Raw genomic sequence first — 22,356 nt, forward strand, 5'->3', positions numbered from 1 at the left:
ACGATGGCCATGGCAGTCGCTGCAAAAAACATCAGGCAGAGGCCGATAAACATCAGGTCGTACATGGCCAACTCCCTAGAACTTTTCAGCACGAATGAGGGCGTAGCCCAAGTAAGCGAACAGCCCGACAGCACATAAGCCGCTGGCGATGTAAATGAAGGTCAGTGTGAACACGGTGAAACTCCCCTTGATGAATAAGCCGGGGAGGTTAAGCGCTCGGGTATCAAGTCCGGACACTGATTGCGCGGGTCGGTATTAAGACGGCATAGAGATAAAGTGTTGCCCGACAAACAAAAAAAGGGATAGCCCGCCGCCCGGGTATCCCTTTGAAACTGGGGTGCTGCTGATGTTTGACGCGCCGCTTACTTGGCCTTCTTTTTCTTCTCGCTGCGGGTGGCAAGGTGTTCGAAGCAAAACGCAGCCGTGCCGAAGAGCGCAATCATTGACAGGACGACCATGCCTAGAGTTGAACTTTCCACGATGACTTCCTACGGGTGTTGGGGGTAGGAGGTGACGGTAGAGCGTGGAGGGTTAGTTGCTCAATAGGGACGACGTAATCGTTATGGGGAATGAGCGATTTATACGGGTTCTTTACGTGGGGGGCTGCCCGTTAGTTGGGTGATGGCCGCTTACGGTCCCGCCTTGACGGCAGGTTAGTGTGGAAAAGCCGGAAGCCCAGCCTGTTTGAAGGGCACCTGCGATCAAGACCACAAGCACGGCAGCCTGAGTGGTGTATTGCAAAAACGGCTGGGTGTGCGCCGCAGATGGCTGCTCTGTGAGAGCTGGCTTTGACCGAGTTCGATGCTCAGTAACCGGTCGGTTTCAAGGCCGCCGCGCTTGTGCGCTGGATCTCGGACACACTGCGTGTCGGGGTGACTGGGCCGGCATCTCGGCTGTTCAAAAGTGCGCCGCTTCAAGAGCGCAAACCCTACCCGCCATCCCCCAGATAACGGATAGGTGTGCCTCCAAAAACTACAAGTTACGACTATGCCGATAGTCGCTGACCGCCTCATACACCGCCTTGCGCAACCGATTGATCCCCCCGATCGGCCGATGCTCCCCCACCCCAAACCACGGATTGAACGACTGGTTATCGCACGCCAGGTTCTGCTCGGGCGTGTCGAAGTCCTGCGCCGGGATACGCACCTTGGCCACGCTCTCGTAGGGCGCATCGCTCTCTTTCCACTCGATGCTGGTGTCTTCGATGGGCATGAACTTCTGCGGGTTCTGCCGCTGGATCTGCAACACAAAACACGCCGGTACACGGTCGGTAGACAGTTGCTGGCTCAAAGCACTACGCAGAAAATTCGGCAGGTCCTGGTTCTGTTTGGGCAACACATACTCCGGGCAGCTTTGCGGGTCAGGCGCGACACGGAACTTGGCGTTGGCGGCACCGAACTTGTAGGGCGAGACCGAAAAATACGTAGTCTGTGTAGGGCTCGCCGGTGCTGGCGCCAAGGTGGCCAGGGCGATGAACAAGTGGCGTACCTGCCAGGTGCGCGGGTCGGCCTTGGGGAAGAACGCCAGCACTTTCTTGCCATCCGCTTGCGCGCCGATGTTCTGCGCATATTCCGCCACATCGCTGACAAAGAAGTTCGGGTGGCTGAACATCACGAAGTCCTGTTCCGTGCGCGCCTGCTGGTCGGCCAGCAATTGCTTGCCCGGTACGTCCAGCAGCTTGAGCGCCATGCCCCGTGCGTCACGAATGCTGTCGAACTGCGGATAGGCGTTGCCATTGGACAGTCGGATCAGCGCCTGCCAGGTCTTGCCCGGCTCGGCAAACACGCCCTGGCGCAGCGCCGGGTCGAGATCGGCCAGCACGCTGACGTCGGCCTTCACGCAACCATGCGCCTTGGCGTGGGCATCGCGCAGGTAGCGGGTGCCTTCGCGATGCTGGTCAACGATGCGCACCGCTGTCTGGATAATGCCCTGGGTCATCGCCGCTTCGCCTGGCGGGATCTGCTCATTCGGCGATACCGGTCCGCTGTGTTGCCAGGCGTACCAGGCGGTAGCGGCCAGCCAACCGAGCAGGCCGAGGCCTACCAGCCACAGTAGAGTCTTGCCGAGAAACGCGCCGATGCGCAGCCAGAGGCGGGCGAGCAGGGAGGGTTGGTCGTATCGGGATCGAATCATCATGGCAGTTGTTGCTCCAGCGGGCCGCCCAGCACTTTGAGGTATTCCAGCAGCGCCCAGCGTTCCTGCGGCAGCAGGCCACGGCCGATGACGCCGTTGCCACGAGCGCCTGCACGGAATTCGTGGCCGCTGTTGTGGTTGCCGGTGATACGGGTATCGAACAGGAAGGCATTCTTGAACGACGCGGTCTCGAAGCCGAGATGGCGCGGGTCGTAATTGAACGTGCCTTTATAGAAGGTGGTGCTGCGCTCGTCCTGGGGCGAGAGCAACTGATAGATCGTCGGCACCGAGCCGTTATGCAGGAACGGTGGTGTTGCCCACACGCCGGCCAGCGGCCGCGCTTTGTAGGCGCGCAATTCACGCACGCCGATGGGTAGGCCGTAGCCGTCCAGGCGCGGACGTTCGGCCGGGGTCACGCCCGCGGCGCGGTAGGCATGCTCTTCGACGAAGGCGGTGACGTAGGCGAGGCCCTTGGCCACGGACATTTTCTTCAGGTCCAAGGGTTCCGTCGGTGTCGGGTGCAGTTCGACATTGAGCCTGGCCAGTTCTGCCGGGTCCCACTGCAGCGCGCTGAGGTCGTAGCGTTGGTCGGCAATGTTGCTGGCGGTGCCCGGGTCGGTGCCCATGTAGTCCACCGGCAGCATTTTCAGCTGCTGCACTGGACGACCGTTTTCCTGGGTCACGCTGGGCACGTGGCAACCGGCGCAGTTTTCGCTGAACAGGGCGCGGCCCTGGGCTGCAAGGGGTTTGTCAATGGCGCCGAACAGGGCCTCGGGCCAGGTCGGCGGCTTGAGCCGTTGCAGGGTTTCTTCGATGAGATTGAGGTCGCGCACGCGCACGCTGGACGGGTAGCGCGCATCGCCCTGGAGCGGCTGGCCGGCGGCGTCGAAAAAGGTCAGTGTCGCGCCTACACCCAGGGCTTCACCGATGTTGCGGGCCATGGGTTGCTGGGCCGAGCCGTTCCATTGCACCCAGTCGAAGGTCCAGATATCCCACAAGTGCGGGTAGTCCACGGGTGCATTGGCGACGCGATAATTGTCCGGGGAAATGGCGTCGCCAAAGCTGGCGTTGGCGATCCGGCCAAAGGCGTCCGTGCGGCCGGGGCCTTCTTCGGTGGGGTAGAGGCCGCGGTGGGTATCGTTCCAGGCCACTTTCAGAAACTGATTGAGTGACTGCTTGAAGTCCTGGCGCAGGTGTTTGTGTTCCGCGTCGTAGCGCTCGCCCAGTACGTGGCGGGCGAAGCGCTCGAACTTCCATGGGTTGTAATAGGTGGCGGCAAGGCTGGCAACCAGGGCCTGGCCAAAACTGCCGCCGCGCAGGGTCGGTACACTGGAGGGCAATACATGCTGGGCCGAGCCACCGTCGATGCGCAGGGCCTGGCCTTTGAAATGCAGCTCGCCGGTATGGCAGGCGGCGCAGGTGATATCCAGGTAGTCAACGTTGCTGCCGGCGTTCTTGTGCCGGGCGAAACCCACGGGCAGGTTGCCCGGATTCTGCGCGGTAGGCACTTGCTTGGGGTCGACCAGGAAACCGAAGCGCGCCAAGTACTCCGGCGTGGCGAAGCGTTGCTCGGAAAAGGGCAGCTCCAGGGCGGTGAACCAGTCGTAGTGCAGGCCTTTTACTTGAGTGCCCTGGGGCGTGAAGTAGTAGGTCTGGCGGTCGGCGGTACTCCATTGGTCCTGGTAGTGCACCTGTTCCACGGGCACGTAGTCGGGCAACTTGGGGTTGACGGTGTAATAGAGCACCACGGCCAGCAATAGGGCCACCGTGACGAATATCAGGAGTAAAACACGGGAAAAAATGCGCAAGATAACTATCCTTGTCGAGTTGTCGCGTTGTTATGCCACTACGCCACAGGTGCGGCAAGTGGCCATGAGCCTGGTAGTAGGCGGTCCCACGATCCATCGCGGGCCCCCATCATGAATGAAAATGCTTTTAAACACGTGAACTTATCAGAAGTTTCCTGCTCACATGCCGGTAGCCATTGGTCGTGGCCGCCTGATAAGCTCGCGACTTTATTCGAATGCCCTATTGGCGCATGAACAAGGAAATAGCATGAAACAGCATCGGTTGGCGGCGGCGGTGGCCCTGGTTAGCCTGGTACTTGCGGGTTGTGATTCGCAGACCAGCGTAGAGCTGAAAACCCCGGCGCAGAAAGCTTCCTACGGCATCGGCCTGAACATGGGCAAGAGCCTTGCCCAAGAAGGCATGGATGACCTGGATTCCAAAGCAGTAGCCCAAGGCATCGAAGATGCCGTCGGCAAAAAAGAGCAGAAGCTCAAAGACGACGAGCTGGTTGAAGCGTTTGCCGCACTGCAAAAGCGTGCTGAAGAACGCATGACCAAGATGAGCGAAGAGTCGGCAGCCGCCGGCAAGAAATTCCTCGAAGACAACGCCAAGAAAGACGGCGTCGTCACCACTGCTTCCGGTCTGCAGTACAAGATCACCAAGAAAGCCGACGGCCCTCAGCCTAAGCCGACTGACGTGGTGACTGTTCACTACACCGGCAAGCTCACCAACGGCACTACCTTTGACAGTTCCGTGGACCGCGGTAGCCCGATCGACCTGCCGGTCAGCGGCGTGATCCCGGGTTGGGTCGAAGGCCTGCAACTGATGCACGTGGGCGAGAAGGTCGAGCTGTACATTCCTTCTGACCTGGCCTACGGCGCCCAGAGCCCGAGCCCGGCGATCCCAGCCAATTCCGTGCTGGTATTCGACCTGGAACTGCTGGCCATCAAGGACCCAGCCAAGGCAGAAGCACCTGCAGCACCAGCCGCCAAGAAGTAATCGGCGCCTGAACATACAACGCCCCGTCTAGACGGGGCGTTGTTGTTTCTGGGGGCACCGGCTTCAATGTGGGGGCTGGCAAGCCAGCTCTCACATTGAAGCCTGTGCAGATCCAAACGAACGTCTGTGGCGCGTAACAGTCAGATATAAGACTCGAGTACGGGTAGCCGCACATCAACGCCAAGTCAATGAAATCTTGGGTTTTTTTTATGTGCGCAAAAAACGCCCGATCTGACTGTAGGCCTTGTACCACGTGGCTTTCAGCCCGGAAAATAGGCTCTGTTCACAAGGTTATCCACAATTTGTGTGGATAACCTTTTCTGTCGCCTGGAACTGGAGTGACGAATGAAACCACCCTTCAATTTCACCCGTTTTCTGCCCATGGCCGCGCGCTTGCTCGGACGTGGCCGGTTGCCCACCTTGCTGTTTGCAGTGGCTGCCAAGGGCTCGAGCCAGGGCAATCGGTTGGGCAAACTCAAGGATGATCTCAAATTGCTCCAGGCCCTGTGCCTGGCCTACTGGCGCGGCGAGTACCGTGCGATCAGTCCTAAAGCGTTGATCTCGGTGGTGGCGGGGCTGATGTATTTCTTGAGCCCGATCGATGCGATCCCGGACTTCATCCCCATGTTCGGCATGCTTGACGACATCGCAGTGCTGGCGTGGGTCATGAAGACCCTGGAAGGCGAACTGAGCGCCTTTCGTGCCTGGCGTGACGCCCAGCGCCCGGAAAAGCTCGCGGTGGTTGAGCGCTTGCCAGCGACGCCAGCGCTGCTGTCCAAGGAAAATCCGCAAAAAAACTAATGGCACAGGATATCCCCCTGCGACCTTTGTGGCTGTTAGGATTACACTCCTAAGGAAAGGGCTTACATAGTAAGTGTTGTTATCCTACGGGGCAGTCATGGATATTCAGATAATTTCACGGAATGGCGAACCCGAATACGCGGTGTTGCCATGGGATCAGTACCAGGCGCTGCTAAAAGCTGCCGGTCAGCAACAACCCACGCTACCTTCTCCTGCATCGACTGCCCAAGCCGCCCCCGGAGAGGAACTGCGCCCACTCGCAGACCTGCGCGGCTTGCGCGAAGCCAAGGGCCTGGCTATCGAGACCCTGGCGCGCACCGTGGGTATCAGCCCCTCATATCTTGGATTGATTGAAAGTGGTGAACGCCAGCCGGATGCCGCGATCCGCCGCAGCCTGGCCTGGGAATTGGGCGTTGCAGGTTGGAGGGATGAATCTTGAGCCTACGTATCAGCCGTCAACACTGGGATGGGTTACTCAACGAACTGGACCAGGCGCGTCGCCAGCGCCATCTGCTGACCTACCGTGCGCTGTTGGAGCGCCTGCAGTTCCCCACGCCGGCCATGCAAACCTTGGCGGCGGCCCTTGAGCACCTGGCGGCGCTGGACGCCAAGGCCGAGCAGCCATTGCGCAGCTCGCTGGTGATCAGCCAGGGCGCCAGCCGCTTGCCGCGTACCGGTTTTTTTGAATGCGTGGAGCGCCTGGGGCGTTTCAGCGGGCCATCCGATGGTGTGGCCGCTGCCTCCTGGCACGCTTCGGAAGTGGTGCGGGTGTTCGAATACGAATATCCCGAGTCTGCCGAAGCCTAGAGCGCCTGGGTTAGCACGTCCATGCTGTCGATTACATGGATGCTGTAGCCCGCCACATCCTTGGCATGGTGCTTGGCTTTCGACGCCAGTTCCGCCAACTGGCTGGCATCGAGTTGCCCACAGGCCTGTGGGTATAAATGCACCACGCCGATAGACAGCGACAACAGCGCGAATTCCTGCCGCACGCCTTGGCGGTTCAACGCCACGAAACAGCCAGCATCCAGGTGTTCGGCACGGTAGAAGCGCCGGCATTGGGTGTGGAAATCATCCAGCAGTTGGTTGAGCCGCTTGCGCCAATCCTGCGGGCCCAGCACCAGTAGAAAGTCATCACCACCGATATGCCCCACAAAGTCGCGGCTGGGATCGACGCGGTCGTTCAAGCACTGCGCCAGGCACAGCAACACCTCATCCCCACGCCCGTAGCCATAGATATCGTTGAATGGCTTGAAGCTGTCGATATCCACGTAGCAGATCACCGACTCCCGTTGTTGTTGCAACAGGCGTGTAAGGCACTGCTGGATCGGCACGTTGCCCGGTAGCAGGGTGAGCGGGTTGGCGTAGCGCGCCTGCTGGATCTTCAGCTCGGTGATCAGCTTGAGTACGTCGATCACCCGGCCCAGTCCCAGGTAGTCGCCATTGAGCGTGATGATGAAGTCTTCTTCGATGCGTTGCCGTGCGCGACTGGTGAGCAGGCGGCTGACTTGCTGCAGCGACTGGCTCAGTTCCACCGCCAGGAAGTCGGTGCTCATCAATCGGCTGATGGGCTTGCGCGCAAACAGGTCGGTGGCGAACGGCTTGAGCAGCGCATCCGACAACAAGTGCCGGTGGACGATACCGATCGGGCGGCCGCACGGGTCCAGTACCGCCAGGGAATTGAGGTTGGCCTGGCGACGGAACGCTTCGAGCACTTGGGCAGTGGCGGTGTCCTGGTCCACTGCTGGGTGTTCGCTGAGCAGGGCGCTGAGGTCACTGGCTTCGTCGTTGAGTGCCACGCTGGCGCTGTCGGGCTTGGGCAGCATCAGGCGCGCTTCCTGTGGCGGTTGCTCCTGGGGACGGCAGAGCAGGTAGCCCTGGACCAAGTCCACGCCCATCTCCGTCAGCACCGCCAGCTCCTCGGGCAACTCGATGCCCTCGGCAATCACCTGGGCGCGTGAGGCCTTGGCGATTTGCAGGATGGAGCCGACGAACTCGCGCTTGAGCGCATCCTGGTGGATGCCGTCGATGAAGTGACGGTCGATTTTCACGTAATCCGGGCGCAACTCCGACCACAGCCGCAGGCTGGAATACCCGGCGCCCAAGTCATCCAGTGCGATGGCGAACCCCATGTTGCGGTAATGGTGCAGGGCGGTTTGCAGCAGGTCGAAGTCGTCGGTAGGCGTCTGCTCGGTGAGTTCGATCACCACCTGGCTGGGAGGAATGCCAAAGTCGCGCAGCAGTTGCAGTGTACGTCCCGGCTGGTGCGCCGTTTCCATCAGGGATTCCGGCGAGACATTGAGGAACAGCTTGCCCGGCAACTTCTGCTCACTGAAGCGTCGGCAGGCGCTTTCGCGGCAGGCCATCTCCAGTTCACTGAGACGCCCGGCCTGGCTGGCCACCGAGAACAGGGCGACGGGGGAGTGCAGCGGGCTGTTGGAAGGGCCGCGGCTGAGGGCTTCGTAGCCGAGGATGCGCCGTTCGGACAGGCAGATGATCGGTTGGAACAGGCTGTGCAAACTACCTTGAGCCAGGATAGAGCCCAATGCATCCAGCTGTTCGGTCATGGTCATGGCGATCTCGATCGAAAAAAAAGGACCGCAGGCTTGAAACCTGCGGTCCTTCATTTCACGACAGAATGATGTCTATATGATGACACTCTAAGGTGCGATCACATTAAATCGCTATCATTTACTGCTTGGCCACCTGTTTGGTGATCTTCAGGTAGTCCAGCAGGATCCGGCCAGTCTCGGCCAGGTACGCGTCGTCTTCCGGCTTGGTTTTTTCGGCCTCAGCCGGCAGCGCGTCCTCGTCTTCTTTCTTCAGCTCCTTGAGTGGGTCCTCACCCTTGGCCTTGCGGCGGATGTTTTCCAGTACAAGCTGCTTGTTTTCGATGTCGGAATGCTGCGCACGACGGTCCACTTCATTGAGGCTGACCGTTTTTTCTTCCATCAGCTTCTTGGCCAGGGCCAGCTTGTCGCGGATGAACACGAACTCGGCATCCTTGGCGGAGCGGGTGTCGTGGTCAGCCTTCAACTGTGCCAGGAATGGCTTGAACGGATCCGACGCCGGCTTGATGGCAGGGCGGATGGTGTCCCACGGCATGGCTTCCGGCAGGGCGCTTTCGCCGATTTCCTTGGTGTCGATGATCGACGGGAAATCGATGTCCGGCAGTACACCCTGGTGCTGGGTACTCTGGCCGGAAACCCGGTAGAACTTGGCCAGCGTCAGTTTAAGCTCGCCATGGTTCAGCGGCTGGATGGTCTGCACGGTGCCTTTGCCGAAGGTCTGGCCGCCGATGATCAACGCGCGGTGATAGTCCTGCATGGCGCCGGCGAAAATCTCCGAGGCCGAGGCCGAGAGGCGGTTGACCAGCAACGCCATCGGGCCTTTGTAGAAGGCGCCCGGGTTCTCGTCTTCGAGCACGTCGACACGGCCGTCAGCATTGCGTACCAACACGGTAGGGCCCTTGTCGATAAACAGGCTGGTCAGCTCAGTGGCTTCCTGCAGGGAACCGCCGCCGTTGTTGCGCAGGTCGATGACCACGCCGTCGACTTTTTCCTTCTGCAGTTCAGTCAGGATTTTCTTCACGTCGCGGGTGGTGGACTTGTAGTCCGGGTCGCCAGCACGGAACGCCTTGAAATCCAGGTAGAAGGCCGGGATTTCAATCACGCCCAGCTTATAGTCCTTGCCATCCTGCTTGAGGTTGAGGACTTTCTTCTGCACGGCCTGGTCTTCGAGCTTCACCGCTTCACGGGTGATGGACACGATCTTGCTGGTCTGGTCGTTCGGCGCATTGGTGTGCGGAATCACTTCCAGGCGCACCACGCTGCCTTTCGGCCCACGGATCAGCTTGACCACTTCGTCCAGGCGCCAGCCGACCACGTCGACCATCTCTTTGTCGCCCTGGGCAACACCGATGATCTTGTCGGCCGGAGCGACCTGCTTGGTCTTGTCCGCCGGACCTGCCGGCACCAGGCGCACGATCTTGACTTGGTCATTGTCGCTTTGCAGGACGGCACCGATGCCTTCCAGCGACAGACTCATGTTGATATCGAAATTTTCCGCGTTATCTGGCGACAGATAATTGGTGTGCGGATCGTAGGACATCGCGAAGGTGTTGATGTAGGCCTGGAAGATATCTTCGGCCCGGGTCTGGTCCAGGCGCGCCAGCTGATTCTTGTAGCGCTTGGTCAACAGCTCCTGGATGGCCTTCGGCTCTTTGCCAGCGATCTTCAGGCGCAGCACTTCGTCCTTGACGCGTTTGCGCCACAGGTCGTCAAGGGCGGCGGTGCTGGTCAGCCAAGGCGCGTCCTTGCGGTCCACCAGAAGGGTTTCCTTCTGGGTGAAGTCGAGTTTGTCGACGCCTTTGCCCAGTTCACCCAGGGCGAAGTCCAGGCGCGCTTTGACGCGGTCCAGGTAACGCTTGTAGATGGTGAAGCCGGGCTGCAGGTCGCCGCTCTTGAGGAAGTCGTCGAACTGGGTTTTCCACTTGTCGAACTCGGCGATATCGCTGGCCAGGAAATAGCTGCGCGACGGATCCAGCAGCTTGAGGTAGCTGTCGTAGATGATCACCGAGCGAGCGTCATCCAGCGGCGGCTTGCTGTAGTGATGGCGCTTGAGCAATTCGACGACGTTAAGGCTGGCAATCACCTCATCGCGATCCGGCTGAAGGTTGTCCCAGCTGTTGGCTGCGAACGTATTGGTCGACATCGACGCGAAGCCGAGACCAATGAAAAGAGCGAGGGCGGTGCTGGGGAACAAATGCTTCATGCTGATTCGACGCGGGGGCAATTGATAACGCATATTAGGCCGTCTTTGAGGGAGCCGGTTCCATATGGTCCGGTCGCATAATGCAAAAAGCCCGGCGATACAGCTACGGGCTCAGTCCAGACTCACTATGGAGGCACTGTGAAAGCATTGCAAGGCGTTGACGGTCATGTGGAGTGGTTGGAAGAACCCAGTCCTACCTGCGATGTAGGGCAAGTTCGCATCCGCGTGGCCGCTGCGGGCCTCAATCGCGCCGATTTATTACAGCGTGCAGGGCTCTATCCACCGCCACCGGGCGCCAGCCCTGTGTTGGGCCTCGAGTGTTCCGGGGTGATCAGTGAAGTGGGCGCGGGCTCATCCTGGCAAGTGGGTGACCGGGTCTGCGCGCTGCTCGCTGGCGGCGGGATGGCCGAAGAGGTGGTAGTCGATGCTCGCCACGTACTGCCTGCACCAGAAGGCTTGTCGCTGGTGGAAGCGGCAGCGCTGCCTGAGGTGTACAGCACGGCGTGGCTCAATCTGTTCCAGCTGGCGAGCCTCAAGCCGGGTGAGAAAGTGCTGCTGCACGCCGGCGCCAGCGGCGTGGGCTCGGCGGCGATCCAGTTGTGCAAGGCGTTTGGCAGCCCGTGCTGGGTCAGCGTCGGCTCGGCGGAGCGCCTGGCCTACTGCGAGGAACTGGGCGCCCAGGGCGGCGTGGTACGGACCGACGGGATCGAAGGGCTGCGGGATTTCGGGCCGTTCGATGTGATCCTCGACCCCGTCGGTGGCAACTACGCAGCACTGGACCTCAAGCTGCTAGCGCTCGATGGGCGCTGGGTATTGATTGGCTTGATGGGCGGTCGCGACGCACAACTGGACCTGGCACAGGTGCTGGGCAAGCGTATTCAGCTACTGGGCTCGACGCTGCGCAGCCGCAGTGATCAGTTCAAGGCGGACCTGTTCAGCGACCTGAGCCAGCATGTATGGCCGCTGTTCGTTGAAGGGCGGCTGAGCCCGCAACTGGCCAGGACCTTCCCGATCAAGGATGCCGAAGCGGCGTTTGCCGAGTTGGCGACCAATCAGATTTCCGGGAAGCTGGTGTTGGTGATTGACGAAAACCTGAGCTGATCCTGGATTGAAATGCAGTCCATGTGGGAGCGGGCTTGCTCGCGAAGGCGGTGTATCAATGAAGAATATTTCATCTGACACACCGCCTTCGCGATCAGGCCCGCTCCCACATTTTGATCGCACTTCAATCTCTGAAGGGGCTGTGTCAGGTCCAATGGTGGATCGGCCAGCCGGCCTTTTCGGCGTGCTCGCGCAATACCGGGTCCGGGTTTACTACCTGCGGGTGGTCCACCTTCAGCAGCAAGGGCAAGTCATTGCGCGAGTCCGAATAGAAATACGCGCCTTCCAGCGATTCACCTTCCTGCTCCAGCCATTCCAGCAACCGCGTGATCTTGCCTTCACGATACGTCAGCACACCCACGGTTTGCCCGCTGTACACGCCATGGCTGACGTCCAGCTCGATTCCCAACACTTCCTCAATGCCAATCCGTGCCGCGATGGGCGTGACCAGGTGCGTGCCCGACGCGGAGATCACCAGGATCCGGTCGCCATTCGCCCGGTGGCGGGCGATGGTCTTGGTGGCGTCGCTGTAGATCAGCGGTTCGATCACATCCTCGACCCAAGGCTCTACCAAATGCTCGATTTCTTCCGGCGTGCGGCCGATCATCGGCTCGAGGCTGAAGTCCATGAAGTCTTCCATGCGCAGCTTGCCCTGGCTGTAGGCGTCCATCAGTTCGTTGTTCTTGCGCATGAACGACTCAGGGTCGACCCAGCCCAGGCGGCCCATCTGCTCACTCCACAGGGTGGCGCAGTCGCCGTGGATGAGGGTGTCGTCCAGATCAAAAATTACCAATGCCATCCGTCATGCTCTCTCAAATGAAACGTTGCCTCAGGCTACTTCACACAGGGCACTGGGGTCGATGGAAAGTGCCAGGCGTTGCCCGTCCGGGTGCAGGTCGTCGGCCGAGCGGTTGAGCACGTCCACCACCAATTCCACACCGCGCGCTTCGATACGGTAGCGAATCACGTTACCCAACAGGCTGTGGCTGCGCACCAGCGCATCCAGTTCGCCAGTACGGCTCAGCTCGATGGCCTCCGGGCGAATGGCGATACGGCTGTTGACCGGGCGCTGCAGCAGTTGGGTGGCCTTGTCGGCGTCCAGCAGGTTGTAGTTGCCGATGAACCCTGCAGCGAATACATCCACCGGCGCGGTGTAAAGCGTCTCGGCATCGCCGCTCTGCACGATCTTGCCCTGGTTCATCAGGAAGATCCGGTCGGACATGGTCAACGCTTCTTCCTGGTCATGGGTCACGAAGATGGTGGTCAGCCCCAGTTCGCGCTGGATCTGCCGAATCTGTTCGCGCAGGTGCTTGCGAATCCGTGCATCCAGCGCTGACAGCGGCTCATCCAGCAGCAACAGGCGCGGGCGGGTGACCAGGGACCGGGCCAGGGCCACGCGCTGGCACTGGCCGCCGGACATCTGGTGCGGGTAGCGGCCCGCCAGGTCCTTGAGTTCGACCAGTTGCAGCACTTCCTGCACGCGTTTGTGGCTGTCGTCGGCATTGACCTTTTGCATGCGCAGGCCGAAGGCGACGTTCTGTTCCACGGTCATGTTGGGAAACAGCGCATAGCTCTGGAACACCATGCCGATATGGCGTTTCTGCGGGCTCAGCGGCACGATGTCCTGGCCATCCAGGAGGATTTTGCCACTGTCCACCGTGGTCAGGCCGGCGATGCAGCGCAGCAGGGTGGACTTGCCGCAACCAGACGGGCCGAGCAAGGTGACGAACTCGCCCTTGGCGATCTCGCAGTTGATATCACTGAACACCGGGGTGCCGGCGTAGCCTTTTTGCAGGTGTTGGACGCTGACGAAGCTCATTGGCTTTTGTCCTTGTTCAAGATATTGGCGGCCCAGGTCAGCACCAGCACAAAGAAGAAATAGGAAATGACCACGGCACTGGTGAAGTGGCCGCTGCTGTTGCGCATGTTGTTCAGGTAGACCTGCAGGGTTTCGTAGCGGGTGCCCACCAGGATGTTGGCAAACACGAACTCCCCGAACAGGAACGAGAACGACAGCAACAGCGCCACCATCAGGCCTTTGCGCAGGTTGGGCAGTACCACCAGGATCGCTGCCTGCCAGGTGCTGGCACCGAGCAGTTGGGAGGCGTCCATCAGGTCGCGCAGGTTGATCGCCTGCAGGTTGTTGGTGATCGCCCGGTACATGAACGGCAGCGCGACGGTGAAGTAGCAACCGATGAGGATCCACGGGGTGCCCACCATCGCCATCGGCCCGGAGCCATACAGCTGCAGCAGGCCCACCGACGACACCACGGGCGGCACCGCGAAGGGCAGCAGGATCAGGATGTTCATCAGCGCATCGAGCCGGGGAAAGTGGTAATGCACCACGAACAGCAATGGCAGGATCAGCACCACTGACAGCACCAGCGCACCCACGCACACCAGCAGCGATTGCCCGAAGGCGATCAGAAAGCGTGGGTCGCTCCACAGCTGCACGTACCATTTCACGGTGAAGCCGGCGGGCAGGATCGTCGCCGACCAACTGCTGGCGATGGAGTAGACGAAGGTACCGATCAGCGGCAGCACCAGGATCGCAAACAACAGGTACACCACCACGCGGTGGTAGAGGGAGGCCGGGCCGGCTTCAGCGCGAGACATGGTAGCTCCTCTTGAGCAGCAGTTGATGGACCACGGTGACCACGGTCATCAGCACCACCAGCACAACGGCCAGGGCGCTGGCCAGGTTCGGGTCGAGCGATACGTCGCCGGAGACCAGCCCCGCGATACGGATCGGCAGCACGTTGAAGTTGCCGGTGGTCAAGGCGTAGACCGTGGCATAGGCGCCCAGGGCATTGGCCAACAGGATCACGAAGGTACCGAGCAGGGCAGGGGTCAGCACGGGCAGGCCGATATGTCGCCAGAACTGCCAGCCGTTGGCGCCCAGCAGGGACGCCGACTCACGCCAGTCTTCGCGCAGCGCATCGAAGGCCGGGTAAAGCAGCAACACACCCAGCGGAATCTGGAAGTAGGTGTAAAGGATGATCAACCCGGTCTTGGAGTACAGGTTGAAGTCCTGAATGATCCCCGCCTGCTTGAGCATGAGGGTGATGCTGCCGTTGAACCCCAGCAGGATGATGAAGGCGAACGCCAGGGGCACACCGGCAAAGTTGCTGGTCATGTTGGCAAAGGCGGTGACGAAGTTGCGCAGCGGTGAATCCACCCGACGCAACGAGTAACTGCCCAGCACGGCGATGATGATGCCAAAGACGCTCGAGTAGAAGCTGATCTCAAGGCTGAACTGGATCGCTTGCAGGTAGAACTTCGAGCTGAAGATCCGCGTGAAGTTTTCAAGCCCCCAGCCAGCTTCTTCGGTTTGCAGGCTGTTGATCAGCACCCACACCAGTGGGGCGATTTCGAACACGATAAAGAACAGTGCGAAAGGCACCAGGCACAGCAGCGCCAGCCATTTGCCGCGGGTCATTTCAGCAGCTCCCGGCATACAGGTTTGTCGTGGGGCACGCCCAGCAGTTCGCACACGGTGCCGCACAGCTCGGTCTGTTTCGGCGCAGCCGTGGCGTCCAGGCTGAATGCGTCGCCGAGCACAAACAATGGCACCTCGCGTTCTTCCGGCAGCAGGCCGTTGTGGGAGCGGTCGTTGTTCATGCCGTGGTCGGCAGTCACCAGCACCTGGTAACCGGCGTCGAGCCAGGCTTGCAGGTAGTCGGCCAGGATGATGTCGGCCACCCGTGCACTGTTGCGGTATTGCGCGGTATCGAGGCCGTGCTTGTGGCCGGCGTCATCAATGTTCATCGGGTGGGCCACCAGGAAGTTCGGCGCGTGTCTGAGGCGCAGGCTTTCGGCGTCGGCAAATAGGTGGGAATCCGGGTAGTGGTCATTCCAGTAGAAATGCCCATGCTGGATCGCCAGCGCCTTGTCGTCGGTATGACGGTCGCGGGCGGCGAGAAAGGGCGTGCGGTTATACAACTCGCTGACCCAGTGATAAGCTGCCGCCGCCGTGGTAAGGCCGGCGTCGGTGGCGTAATGGAAAATGCTGCGCTGGTTGGACAGGCGCGAGACGTTGTTGTGGACGATGCCGCTCTGGATCGGAGGCACGCCGGTCAGGATGCATTCATACAGCGGGCGGGACAGGGCAGGCAGTTCACATTCCAGCTTGTAGAGGGCTGCGCGTCCTGCGCCGACATAGGCCTGCAAGTGCCCCATGGCGTGTCGGGCAACCTCGAAGTTCAGGCCGTCGAGCACGACAAGGATGACATTGTGCTTCATGGGGGCTGGCGCTCCGCAACAGATGGGCTTGGATCAATTTCCGATTGCCGCCGGATCAACCTGTGGGAGCAGGCAAGCCCGCTCCCACATTGATCACGTTTCGATCAAATAGACCGATTACTTCATTTCAACGATGACCTGCTCGTTCCACAGTTGTGGCAGTTTCTTGGACGTCACTTCCCAGGCATCGGCATCCTTGATCGGCTGCGGGTTGGCTTTGGTGTACTGCTCGCCCGGGATGAGGTTCTTGGCGATGTCGGCCGGCAGTTTCAGGTCGGTTTCAGCGCGGATCGGGCGTGCGTTGCCTTTCGCCAGGTTGAGCTGGCCGGCGTCGCTGAAGATGTACTCACGCGTCAGCTTGGCGGCGTTCGGGTGCTTGGCGTATTTGTTGATGATGGTGGTGTAGCCGGATTTCACCGAGCCATCCGACGGGATCAGCACCACGTAGTCATCCGGGTTGGCCATCTTCGCCTTGTAGCTCAGACCGTTGAAGTCCCAGACCACGCCCACCTCGACTTCGCCTTTTTCCAGGGTGGCGATGGTTGGGTTGGACAGCGAGAGACGGCCTTGCTGGGCGATCTTGGTGAAGAACTGCAGGCCGGGGGCGATGTTCTTTTCGTCACCTTTATTGGCAATGGCTGCTGCGAGTACACCGTTGGCCGCTTGCGCCGCGGTGCTCACGTCACCGATGGAGACTTTGTATTTGCCGTTCTGCAGATCAGCCCAGCTGGTTGGCACTTCAGAACCGTGCAGCAGCTTCTTGTTGACGATAAACGCGATGGTGCCGGTGTAGGCCAGTGCCCAGTGACCATCCTTGTCCTTCGCCCAATCCGGAACCTGCGCCCAGGTGGACGGTTTATACGGCTGGGTGACTTCCTGCTTCACCGCAATCGGGCCGAATGCTGCGCCCACATCGCCGATATCGGCGCTGGCGTTGTCTTTCTCGGCCTTGAACTTGGCGATTTCCTGGGCCGAGCTCATGTCGGTGTCGATGTGCTTGAGGCCGTAGGTCTTGGCGAGGTCTTCCCAGGTGCCTTTCCAGTTGGCCCAGTCATCGGGCATGCCGACGCTGTTGACGGCACCTTCCGCTTTCGCGGCGGCTTCCAGAGTTTTTAGATCGGTATCAGCGGCCATGGCGGCGGTGCACATGGCAATGGTCGAGCCTAACAGTGATGCCAGGAAAAGCTGTTTCATCCGAAGCTCCTTTGGGCGTTTTCAACGCTGCGTTTTTTGTCGACGTTTGCGGGCGGGCGATTCATCACTGATTTCTTTGTGCGCGTTGCGCCTGAAAGCCGGCCAGCTACAAGAAATCAGTGATGAATCGCCCCAGTTGGTCTAGGTCAGCAATACCTGAGCCAATCTAGGCCCGGTGGATGACAGTTTCATGTCGATGTCGTTTTTAAATCGCTGATGTCGCTCGTCGCAGAGTGAGCGTAGACCATGCTCAAGTGCCCGCAGGAATGGGACTTGGCCGATGTATTGCAGGGTGTGCTGAAGGGGATGCACACGGACTGTCATCTGTCGGTCATCTGTAATGCCTAGGCTGGCACGCAACCGTGCAAGCCCATTTACAGAGCGGTTTGTGCACCTTGTCGGTGCTGGTCTAGTCCAGATAGGTAACGTTGATGCGTGATGAGGCAATCAAGGCGGTGACATCCATCGGCCTGGCGCTGCAAGAGCAGATCGACCATGGCCTGTTGCCGCCAGCCAGCAAATTGCCCGCCGAGCGCAAGCTCAGCGAGTTGTTTGGTACCACTCGGATTACGGTGCGGGAAGCCTTGTTACAACTGGAAGCCCAAGGGCAGATCTACCGTGAGGAGCGGCGCGGCTGGTTCGTCTCGCCGCCACGGTTGGCCTACAACCTGATGCAACGCAGCCACTTTCACGCGATGGTCAACGCCCAAGGGCGCGTGGCGTCCACTGAAGTGATCTCTGCGCGGCTGCAACCGGCGTCGGCAGCGGTGTGTGCCTGGTTGCAGTTGCCGGCGCTGTCCAGCGTGATCCAGATCTGCCGGAGCCGGCGCATTGATGGGCGCTTGGTGTTATACGTGGAGCACTACCTGAACCCGCAGTATTTCCCGGGGATCCTGGCGTGCGATTTGAATCAGTCGATGACCGAGCTATATGCCCGCAAATACGACCTGCATTACGGTCGGGTACGCTTTGAAATCGTACCGACGTCACTGCCGGTTGAGGCCGCCGCCGCATTGCGCGTATCGGTAGGCAGCCCGGGCTTGCGTATTGCCCGGGTCAACTACGACCAGCACCAGCGGCTGATCGACTGCGACCTGGAGTTCTGGCGCCATGACGCTATTCACGTTGGCGTAGATGTGATCTGAACGCACATCTCGGAGCTGCCTTGCCGGCAATCCCGACACTTACACCCGTGTACCAACCAACGCTAACCACGATGCGAAGCGAGTCGCTCTTGATCTTGTTTTTTGATCTTGTTTTTGATCTTGCCTTTGATCTCAGGCGCCCCATCAAACACGCTGGCCGGAATTCGACAGGGATTTGGGGGGTAAACCGGCAGGGATGCCGGTTTAGCCGCCCCGCGCCATGGATGGCGCGTGGCGGCGGCCCCCCAAACCCCTGTCGGATTACGGGCACACCGAGCCTGGGCGAGGTGCCGAGTGTTGGGGCAAGAGCCTTTTGGTTACTTTGGGGCTCTTTTCCAAAGTGACCCGCTGTAAGAGCGGAACCCATAGCAGCCGTTACCTAGATAACGGATATGTAACCGGTCTGATCCAACACCCAGGTCGGCTGTCAGGCCGCCTTCGCGGGCAAGCCCGCTCCCACAGTTGGATCGCGGGGTGACAGTTAGATAGCGGGCGGCTGTTGGGGCGTCTTCGCGGGCAAGCCCGCTCCCACATTGTTGGATCGCGGGGGGACAGGCAGATAGCGGTTGGCTGTTAGGCCGCCTTCGCGAGCAAGCCCGCTCCCACATTTTTGGATGGCGGGGTGACGGAGGATGGTGGTTGGCTGTCAGGGCGCTTTCGCGGGCAAGCCCGCGCCCACAGACACGCCTATGGCGTGAGCGCCTTGATCACCTGGTCCACATTGCCCTCCAGTTCCGTGACCGGCTCCGCGCCGTCGACATTCAGCACCAGCAACTGCGCACCACCGGCTGCGACCGCCGCCTTCACCGCCTCACTCGGCTGACGATGATGCAGCACGACCGCTACATCGTTGTCCTTCAATTCGGTACTGAGTGTCAGCAGCGCTTCTGGCGTCCAGTCGGCGTCAGGGCGCGCATCGGTGCTGAGCACTTCCAGGTTCAGGCTGCTGACCAGGTACGCGAAGTGGTCACTCAGGCTGACCACGCTCAGGTTATCCGCCTTGGCCAGTCGCGCCTCGCTGTCGGCGGTGAGTTTGAGCAAGCGTTGCTTGAGGGCGGCGAGGTTGGCATCGATCTTCGGCTTGGCAGAGGGGGCCAGCCGGCTCAGGTCGGCGGCCAGCACATCGGCCATGCGTCCCATGTTGTTGCTCGACTGCCATGGCTGGCTGTTGAGGCCATCGGTGACGCCCGGCTGCACCGCGATGCCCGGCAGGCCGCCGTCTACCGGGCGTGCGGCGTCGACTTCGACGATGCGGATATTGCTGCGCCGCGCCACTGGGTACAGCGGATCATCGGCCCACAGTGAGCGCAGGCCGATGGCCGCATCGGCGTCCAGCGCCAACTTGCTGAGGGCCGGAGCGCCACGGCCGGTGAAGTAGGACACCTGGCGCGAACCCGGCAGGTTGGCCGGGGCAGCGCGCTCGAGTTGTACGTCGGTGCCCTTGAGCAGCACCTCGGCCAGGCCATAGGTGATCGGCAACGAGGCCAGCACTTTGACCGGTTTTGCCGCGTGGGCAGCCGGTTTGGCCGCTTCGGCCGCCATCAACGGCGTGGTGAATAAACAAGCGATGGCGAGGGCCAGAGGATGAAGAACGGAACGCATTATCCAAGATTCCCTTTGAGGCTGGGCACGGTGCCGCGCGCGATGGCGGCCAGGGCGAAGGCGATACCGGCGACCAGGATGATGGCGGCGCCGGACGGCACGGGCAGGTCGAAGATGATCGGCAGCAGGATCCCGCACAGGGTGCTGACGGTGGCAATCGCGACCGAGACCCAGAAGAAACCCTTGAGCGACTGGCTCAACAGGCGCGCCGCAGCGGCCGGAATCACCAGCAGCGCACCGACCAGGATCGCGCCGATGACCTTGACCGCCGCGACGGTGATCAGCGTCACCAGGATCACGAACAGGTAGTCCAGGGTCTTTACGGCGACGCCGCGCACTGCTGCCAGTTGTGGGTTGAAGCTGGCCAGCATGATGCGGTTGTACAGCGGCAAGGCCAGGGCCATCACCAGCGAACCGACGATGGCCAGTACCAGCAGGTCATTGCCGTTGACCGTCAATACCGAACCAAAGAGCACGTTCTCCAGGATGTGCACGTTGATCTTGCCCGCCAGGATCAGCAACAGGCTTGCACCCAGCGCCAGGGACACCGACAGGAACACCCCGATCAAGGTATCCGGCGCCAGACCGGTTCGGTTGCGCAGGTAGTTGAGCAGGATGCCGAACAGCAGGCAGTAGCCGAACAGGGCACCGTACGGACCGGTGTAGGGTTCGCCCAGCAGAATGCCCACGGCGACGCCGGTCAGTGCGGCGTGGCCGACGGCTTCGGAGAAAAACGCGAAGCGCTTGACCACCACCAGCGTCCCCAGGCCGCCCAGCACCGGGCCAATGAGCAAGCCGGCGAGCAGCGCGTTGACCACAAAACCGTAGGCCAGCGCCTCCGGCAGATAGCCGGAAGACGCCCAGCCCTGGACCATCAAGCGAAAGGCTTCATAACTCATTGCGCCGGGCTCCGAGGGTGGGTGGAGAACAGGGTGAGCAGGCGATCTGGGGTCAGCGCCTCCTTTGGCGTGGCATCGAACAGTACGCGACGGTTGAGGCCGGTGACGCGGTCTGCCAGGCGTCCCACGGCTTCCAGGTCATGCTCGATCCACAGCACGGTGATCCCGGCCAGGCGCCAGTCATTGAGCAGGCGTTCGAACACCTGGATACCGGCTTCATCGAGGGCCGACATCGGCTCATCCAGCACCAGCAGGTGCGGTGCCGGAATCAGCCCCTGGGCCAGCAATACGCGCTGGCGTTCACCGCCGGACAGCGCGCCCATGCGCCGCTTGCGTTTGTCCTGCATGCCAACGCGTTCCAGCGCATCCCCAATCGCGCCGGCGTAATGCTTGGACAGTCCAAGAAACGCAGGGCGTCGTTGACACATGGCTGCCATGAAATCATCCACGGTCATCGGCAAGCCACGGTCGAACTCCAGGGCCTGGGGCACATAACCGATGGTGCCGGGCGCGGCCGGCCAGTGCAGGCTCAAGCGCCCCTGATGGGGCGTTTGCCCCAGCAGGGTCTTGATCAGCGAGCTCTTGCCGCCGCCATTGGGGCCGACCAGTGCATGGATGCTGCCCGGCTGTACCTGAAAGCTCACGGCATCGAGGATCACCGTGCGGCCCAGGGTCAGCGAGACCTTGTCGAACTCAAGCGTCGGGCCGACGCTGATCGCATTCAGTCGTTGCGCCGCCGTCATGCCCCCGACTCCTGAATGGCCCGAACCACGGTGTTGAGGTTGCCGGTCATTTCCACTTCGTACTTCTCGGCGCTGTATTCGCCGTAGGAAATATGCGACAGCGGGTACAGCTTGACCCCGGATTCACGCTGGATGGTGTCGACGTACGTGGAGGGGAAGTCCATCTCCGAGAAAATCACCTTCACGTCCAGGGCACGCAGTTCATCGATGGTTTTCTTCAACTGGCTGGGGCTTGGCTCGATCCCGTGGGCCGGTTCGACCACGGCGGTGACTTCCAGGCCGAACTCACGCAGCAGGTAGTCGTAGGCCGCGTGCACGGTGGCCACGCGCAGGTCCGGGTTGGGGGCGCTGGTCAACTTGGCCAGGGCATCGGCGCGCATCTGGCGCAGGCGCTTGCCGTAGGCGCGGGCGTTCTGCGTGTAGGTCTTGGCGTTTTCGGGGTCGAGCTTGCCCAGCTCGCGCGCGATGTTGTTGACCTGGGCAATCGACGCACTGATCGACAGGAAGGTATGCGGGTTGACCACCTTGCCTGCACCGCGCGCGGCGTTGCCGGTGGCGGCGAGCAGCGGCACGTTGGCGTTGGCCTCGATGACCGGGATGTCCGGGCGTTCACTGGTGGCGATCATGCGGTCGGCGAAATCATCATGGCCGACGCCGTTGAGCACGATCACGTCCAGGGTGCCGATGCGCTTGATGTCTTCGGCGCGGGGCTCGTAGGCATGAGGGTTGAAGCCGGCCGGAATCAGCGGTACCACCTCGGCCTTGTCGCCGACGATATTGGCCACGTAGCTGTAATAAGGGTGCAGGGTGATGCCGATACGCAGGCGTTTAACCGGCTCCTGATTAGGAAGTGCGTTCGCGAGGGGGGCGAGCATCAGGCTGAACAGGCCAACCAGCAACAGGCGTAACAGGGGCGATGAAATAGACATGGGCAAT

At 60.9% G+C, this 22,356-nt stretch carries 21 protein-coding genes; 6 read left to right on the top strand and 15 right to left on the bottom strand.

The annotated features are described in order from the left end of the window. Window positions 1-75: 75 nt before the first annotated feature. The 3 genes from kdpF to ATH90_RS09870 all read right to left on the bottom strand — a co-directional run bounded on the left by kdpF (window position 76) and on the right by ATH90_RS09870 (window position 3,941). The gene (kdpF, locus tag ATH90_RS29770; RefSeq protein ID WP_316249715.1) at window positions 76-237 is read right to left on the bottom strand and encodes a K(+)-transporting ATPase subunit F; all 162 of its coding nucleotides are present in this window, start codon (window positions 235-237) and stop codon (window positions 76-78) included. Between the two features lie 735 nt (window positions 238-972). Then, window positions 973-2,136: a catalase family protein gene (locus ATH90_RS09865; RefSeq protein WP_034103056.1), complete on the bottom strand. Its 1,164-nt coding sequence runs from the start codon at window positions 2,134-2,136 to the stop codon at window positions 973-975. Further along, window positions 2,133-3,941: a di-heme-cytochrome C peroxidase gene (locus ATH90_RS09870; RefSeq protein WP_098466168.1), complete on the bottom strand. Its 1,809-nt coding sequence runs from the start codon at window positions 3,939-3,941 to the stop codon at window positions 2,133-2,135. The genes ATH90_RS09865 and ATH90_RS09870 overlap by 4 nt, the downstream gene beginning before the upstream one ends. A gap of 247 nt (window positions 3,942-4,188) precedes the next feature. On the opposite strand from ATH90_RS09870, the gene ATH90_RS09875 reads away from it, so the two are divergent. The 4 genes from ATH90_RS09875 to ATH90_RS09890 all read left to right on the top strand — a co-directional run bounded on the left by ATH90_RS09875 (window position 4,189) and on the right by ATH90_RS09890 (window position 6,528). Next, window positions 4,189-4,920, top strand: a complete 732-nt coding sequence (locus tag ATH90_RS09875) for a BamJ family beta-barrel-assembly machinery protein (RefSeq protein WP_012723274.1) — start codon at window positions 4,189-4,191, stop codon at window positions 4,918-4,920. A 345-nt stretch (window positions 4,921-5,265) separates the two neighbouring features. Next, window positions 5,266-5,721 carry a YkvA family protein gene (locus ATH90_RS09880; RefSeq protein ID WP_034103060.1) on the top strand — a complete coding sequence of 152 codons (456 nt, stop codon included), beginning with the start codon at window positions 5,266-5,268 and terminating at the stop codon, window positions 5,719-5,721. A 97-nt stretch (window positions 5,722-5,818) separates the two neighbouring features. Further along, window positions 5,819-6,160, top strand: a complete 342-nt coding sequence (locus ATH90_RS09885) for a helix-turn-helix domain-containing protein (RefSeq protein ID WP_098467661.1) — start codon at window positions 5,819-5,821, stop codon at window positions 6,158-6,160. Continuing rightward, window positions 6,157-6,528 (top strand): hypothetical protein, encoded by a 372-nt coding sequence (locus ATH90_RS09890; RefSeq protein WP_005786715.1) that lies wholly within the window; start codon window positions 6,157-6,159, stop codon window positions 6,526-6,528. The genes ATH90_RS09885 and ATH90_RS09890 overlap by 4 nt, the downstream gene beginning before the upstream one ends. Here ATH90_RS09890 and ATH90_RS09895 read toward each other — a convergent pair. Continuing rightward, the gene (locus ATH90_RS09895; RefSeq protein ID WP_034103134.1) at window positions 6,525-8,294 is read right to left on the bottom strand and encodes a bifunctional diguanylate cyclase/phosphodiesterase; all 1,770 of its coding nucleotides are present in this window, start codon (window positions 8,292-8,294) and stop codon (window positions 6,525-6,527) included. The genes ATH90_RS09890 and ATH90_RS09895 overlap by 4 nt on opposite strands. Before the next feature lie 118 nt (window positions 8,295-8,412). Next, window positions 8,413-10,494 carry a carboxy terminal-processing peptidase gene (locus tag ATH90_RS09900; RefSeq protein WP_174555851.1) on the bottom strand — a complete coding sequence of 694 codons (2,082 nt, stop codon included), beginning with the start codon at window positions 10,492-10,494 and terminating at the stop codon, window positions 8,413-8,415. Window positions 10,495-10,632: 138 nt separating this feature from the next. Between ATH90_RS09900 and ATH90_RS09905 the strand changes: the two genes are divergently transcribed. After that, a complete protein-coding gene (locus tag ATH90_RS09905; protein ID WP_098466169.1) occupies window positions 10,633-11,595 on the top strand; it encodes a zinc-binding dehydrogenase in 963 nt (320 codons plus the stop codon). A gap of 145 nt (window positions 11,596-11,740) precedes the next feature. On the opposite strand, the gene ATH90_RS09910 is transcribed toward ATH90_RS09905, so the two are convergent. From ATH90_RS09910 to ATH90_RS09935, 6 genes are all read right to left on the bottom strand, one after another. Then, window positions 11,741-12,394, bottom strand: coding sequence for an HAD family hydrolase (locus ATH90_RS09910; RefSeq protein WP_034103066.1), 654 nt, complete (start codon window positions 12,392-12,394; stop codon window positions 11,741-11,743). Between the two features lie 30 nt (window positions 12,395-12,424). After that, window positions 12,425-13,414, bottom strand: coding sequence for an ABC transporter ATP-binding protein (locus ATH90_RS09915; protein WP_069022671.1), 990 nt, complete (start codon window positions 13,412-13,414; stop codon window positions 12,425-12,427). Then, window positions 13,411-14,211, bottom strand: coding sequence for an ABC transporter permease (locus ATH90_RS09920; protein WP_034103070.1), 801 nt, complete (start codon window positions 14,209-14,211; stop codon window positions 13,411-13,413). The genes ATH90_RS09915 and ATH90_RS09920 overlap by 4 nt, the downstream gene beginning before the upstream one ends. Continuing rightward, complete coding sequence (locus ATH90_RS09925; RefSeq protein ID WP_034103072.1) at window positions 14,198-15,034, bottom strand: ABC transporter permease; 837 nt, start codon at window positions 15,032-15,034, stop codon at window positions 14,198-14,200. Before ATH90_RS09925 ends, ATH90_RS09920 begins: the two co-directional genes overlap by 14 nt. Further along, on the bottom strand, window positions 15,031-15,837 hold the full coding sequence (locus ATH90_RS09930) for an alkaline phosphatase family protein (protein WP_098466170.1): 807 nt from the start codon (window positions 15,835-15,837) through the stop codon (window positions 15,031-15,033). The genes ATH90_RS09925 and ATH90_RS09930 overlap by 4 nt, the downstream gene beginning before the upstream one ends. A gap of 117 nt (window positions 15,838-15,954) precedes the next feature. Further along, window positions 15,955-17,031, bottom strand: a complete 1,077-nt coding sequence (locus ATH90_RS09935) for an ABC transporter substrate-binding protein (RefSeq protein WP_034103075.1) — start codon at window positions 17,029-17,031, stop codon at window positions 15,955-15,957. A 431-nt stretch (window positions 17,032-17,462) separates the two neighbouring features. On the opposite strand from ATH90_RS09935, the gene ATH90_RS09940 reads away from it, so the two are divergent. Further along, window positions 17,463-18,176 carry a UTRA domain-containing protein gene (locus ATH90_RS09940; RefSeq protein WP_034103077.1) on the top strand — a complete coding sequence of 238 codons (714 nt, stop codon included), beginning with the start codon at window positions 17,463-17,465 and terminating at the stop codon, window positions 18,174-18,176. Between the two features lie 687 nt (window positions 18,177-18,863). On the opposite strand, the gene ATH90_RS09945 is transcribed toward ATH90_RS09940, so the two are convergent. From ATH90_RS09945 to ATH90_RS09960, 4 genes are read right to left on the bottom strand one after another with little or no spacing between them, the layout of a single operon-like run. Next, complete coding sequence (locus ATH90_RS09945) at window positions 18,864-19,778, bottom strand: metal ABC transporter solute-binding protein, Zn/Mn family (protein WP_069022712.1); 915 nt, start codon at window positions 19,776-19,778, stop codon at window positions 18,864-18,866. Continuing rightward, window positions 19,778-20,677: a metal ABC transporter permease gene (locus tag ATH90_RS09950; RefSeq protein WP_034103083.1), complete on the bottom strand. Its 900-nt coding sequence runs from the start codon at window positions 20,675-20,677 to the stop codon at window positions 19,778-19,780. The genes ATH90_RS09945 and ATH90_RS09950 overlap by 1 nt, the downstream gene beginning before the upstream one ends. Continuing rightward, on the bottom strand, window positions 20,674-21,420 hold the full coding sequence (locus tag ATH90_RS09955; RefSeq protein WP_034103085.1) for a metal ABC transporter ATP-binding protein: 747 nt from the start codon (window positions 21,418-21,420) through the stop codon (window positions 20,674-20,676). The genes ATH90_RS09950 and ATH90_RS09955 overlap by 4 nt, the downstream gene beginning before the upstream one ends. After that, a complete protein-coding gene (locus ATH90_RS09960; RefSeq protein WP_098466171.1) occupies window positions 21,417-22,349 on the bottom strand; it encodes a metal ABC transporter substrate-binding protein in 933 nt (310 codons plus the stop codon). The genes ATH90_RS09955 and ATH90_RS09960 overlap by 4 nt, the downstream gene beginning before the upstream one ends. Between the last annotated feature and the right edge of the window lie 7 nt (window positions 22,350-22,356).

Origin of the sequence: Pseudomonas lurida (genome assembly GCF_002563895.1) — a bacterium.
Taxonomy (GTDB): Bacteria; Pseudomonadota; Gammaproteobacteria; order Pseudomonadales; family Pseudomonadaceae; genus Aquipseudomonas; species Aquipseudomonas lurida.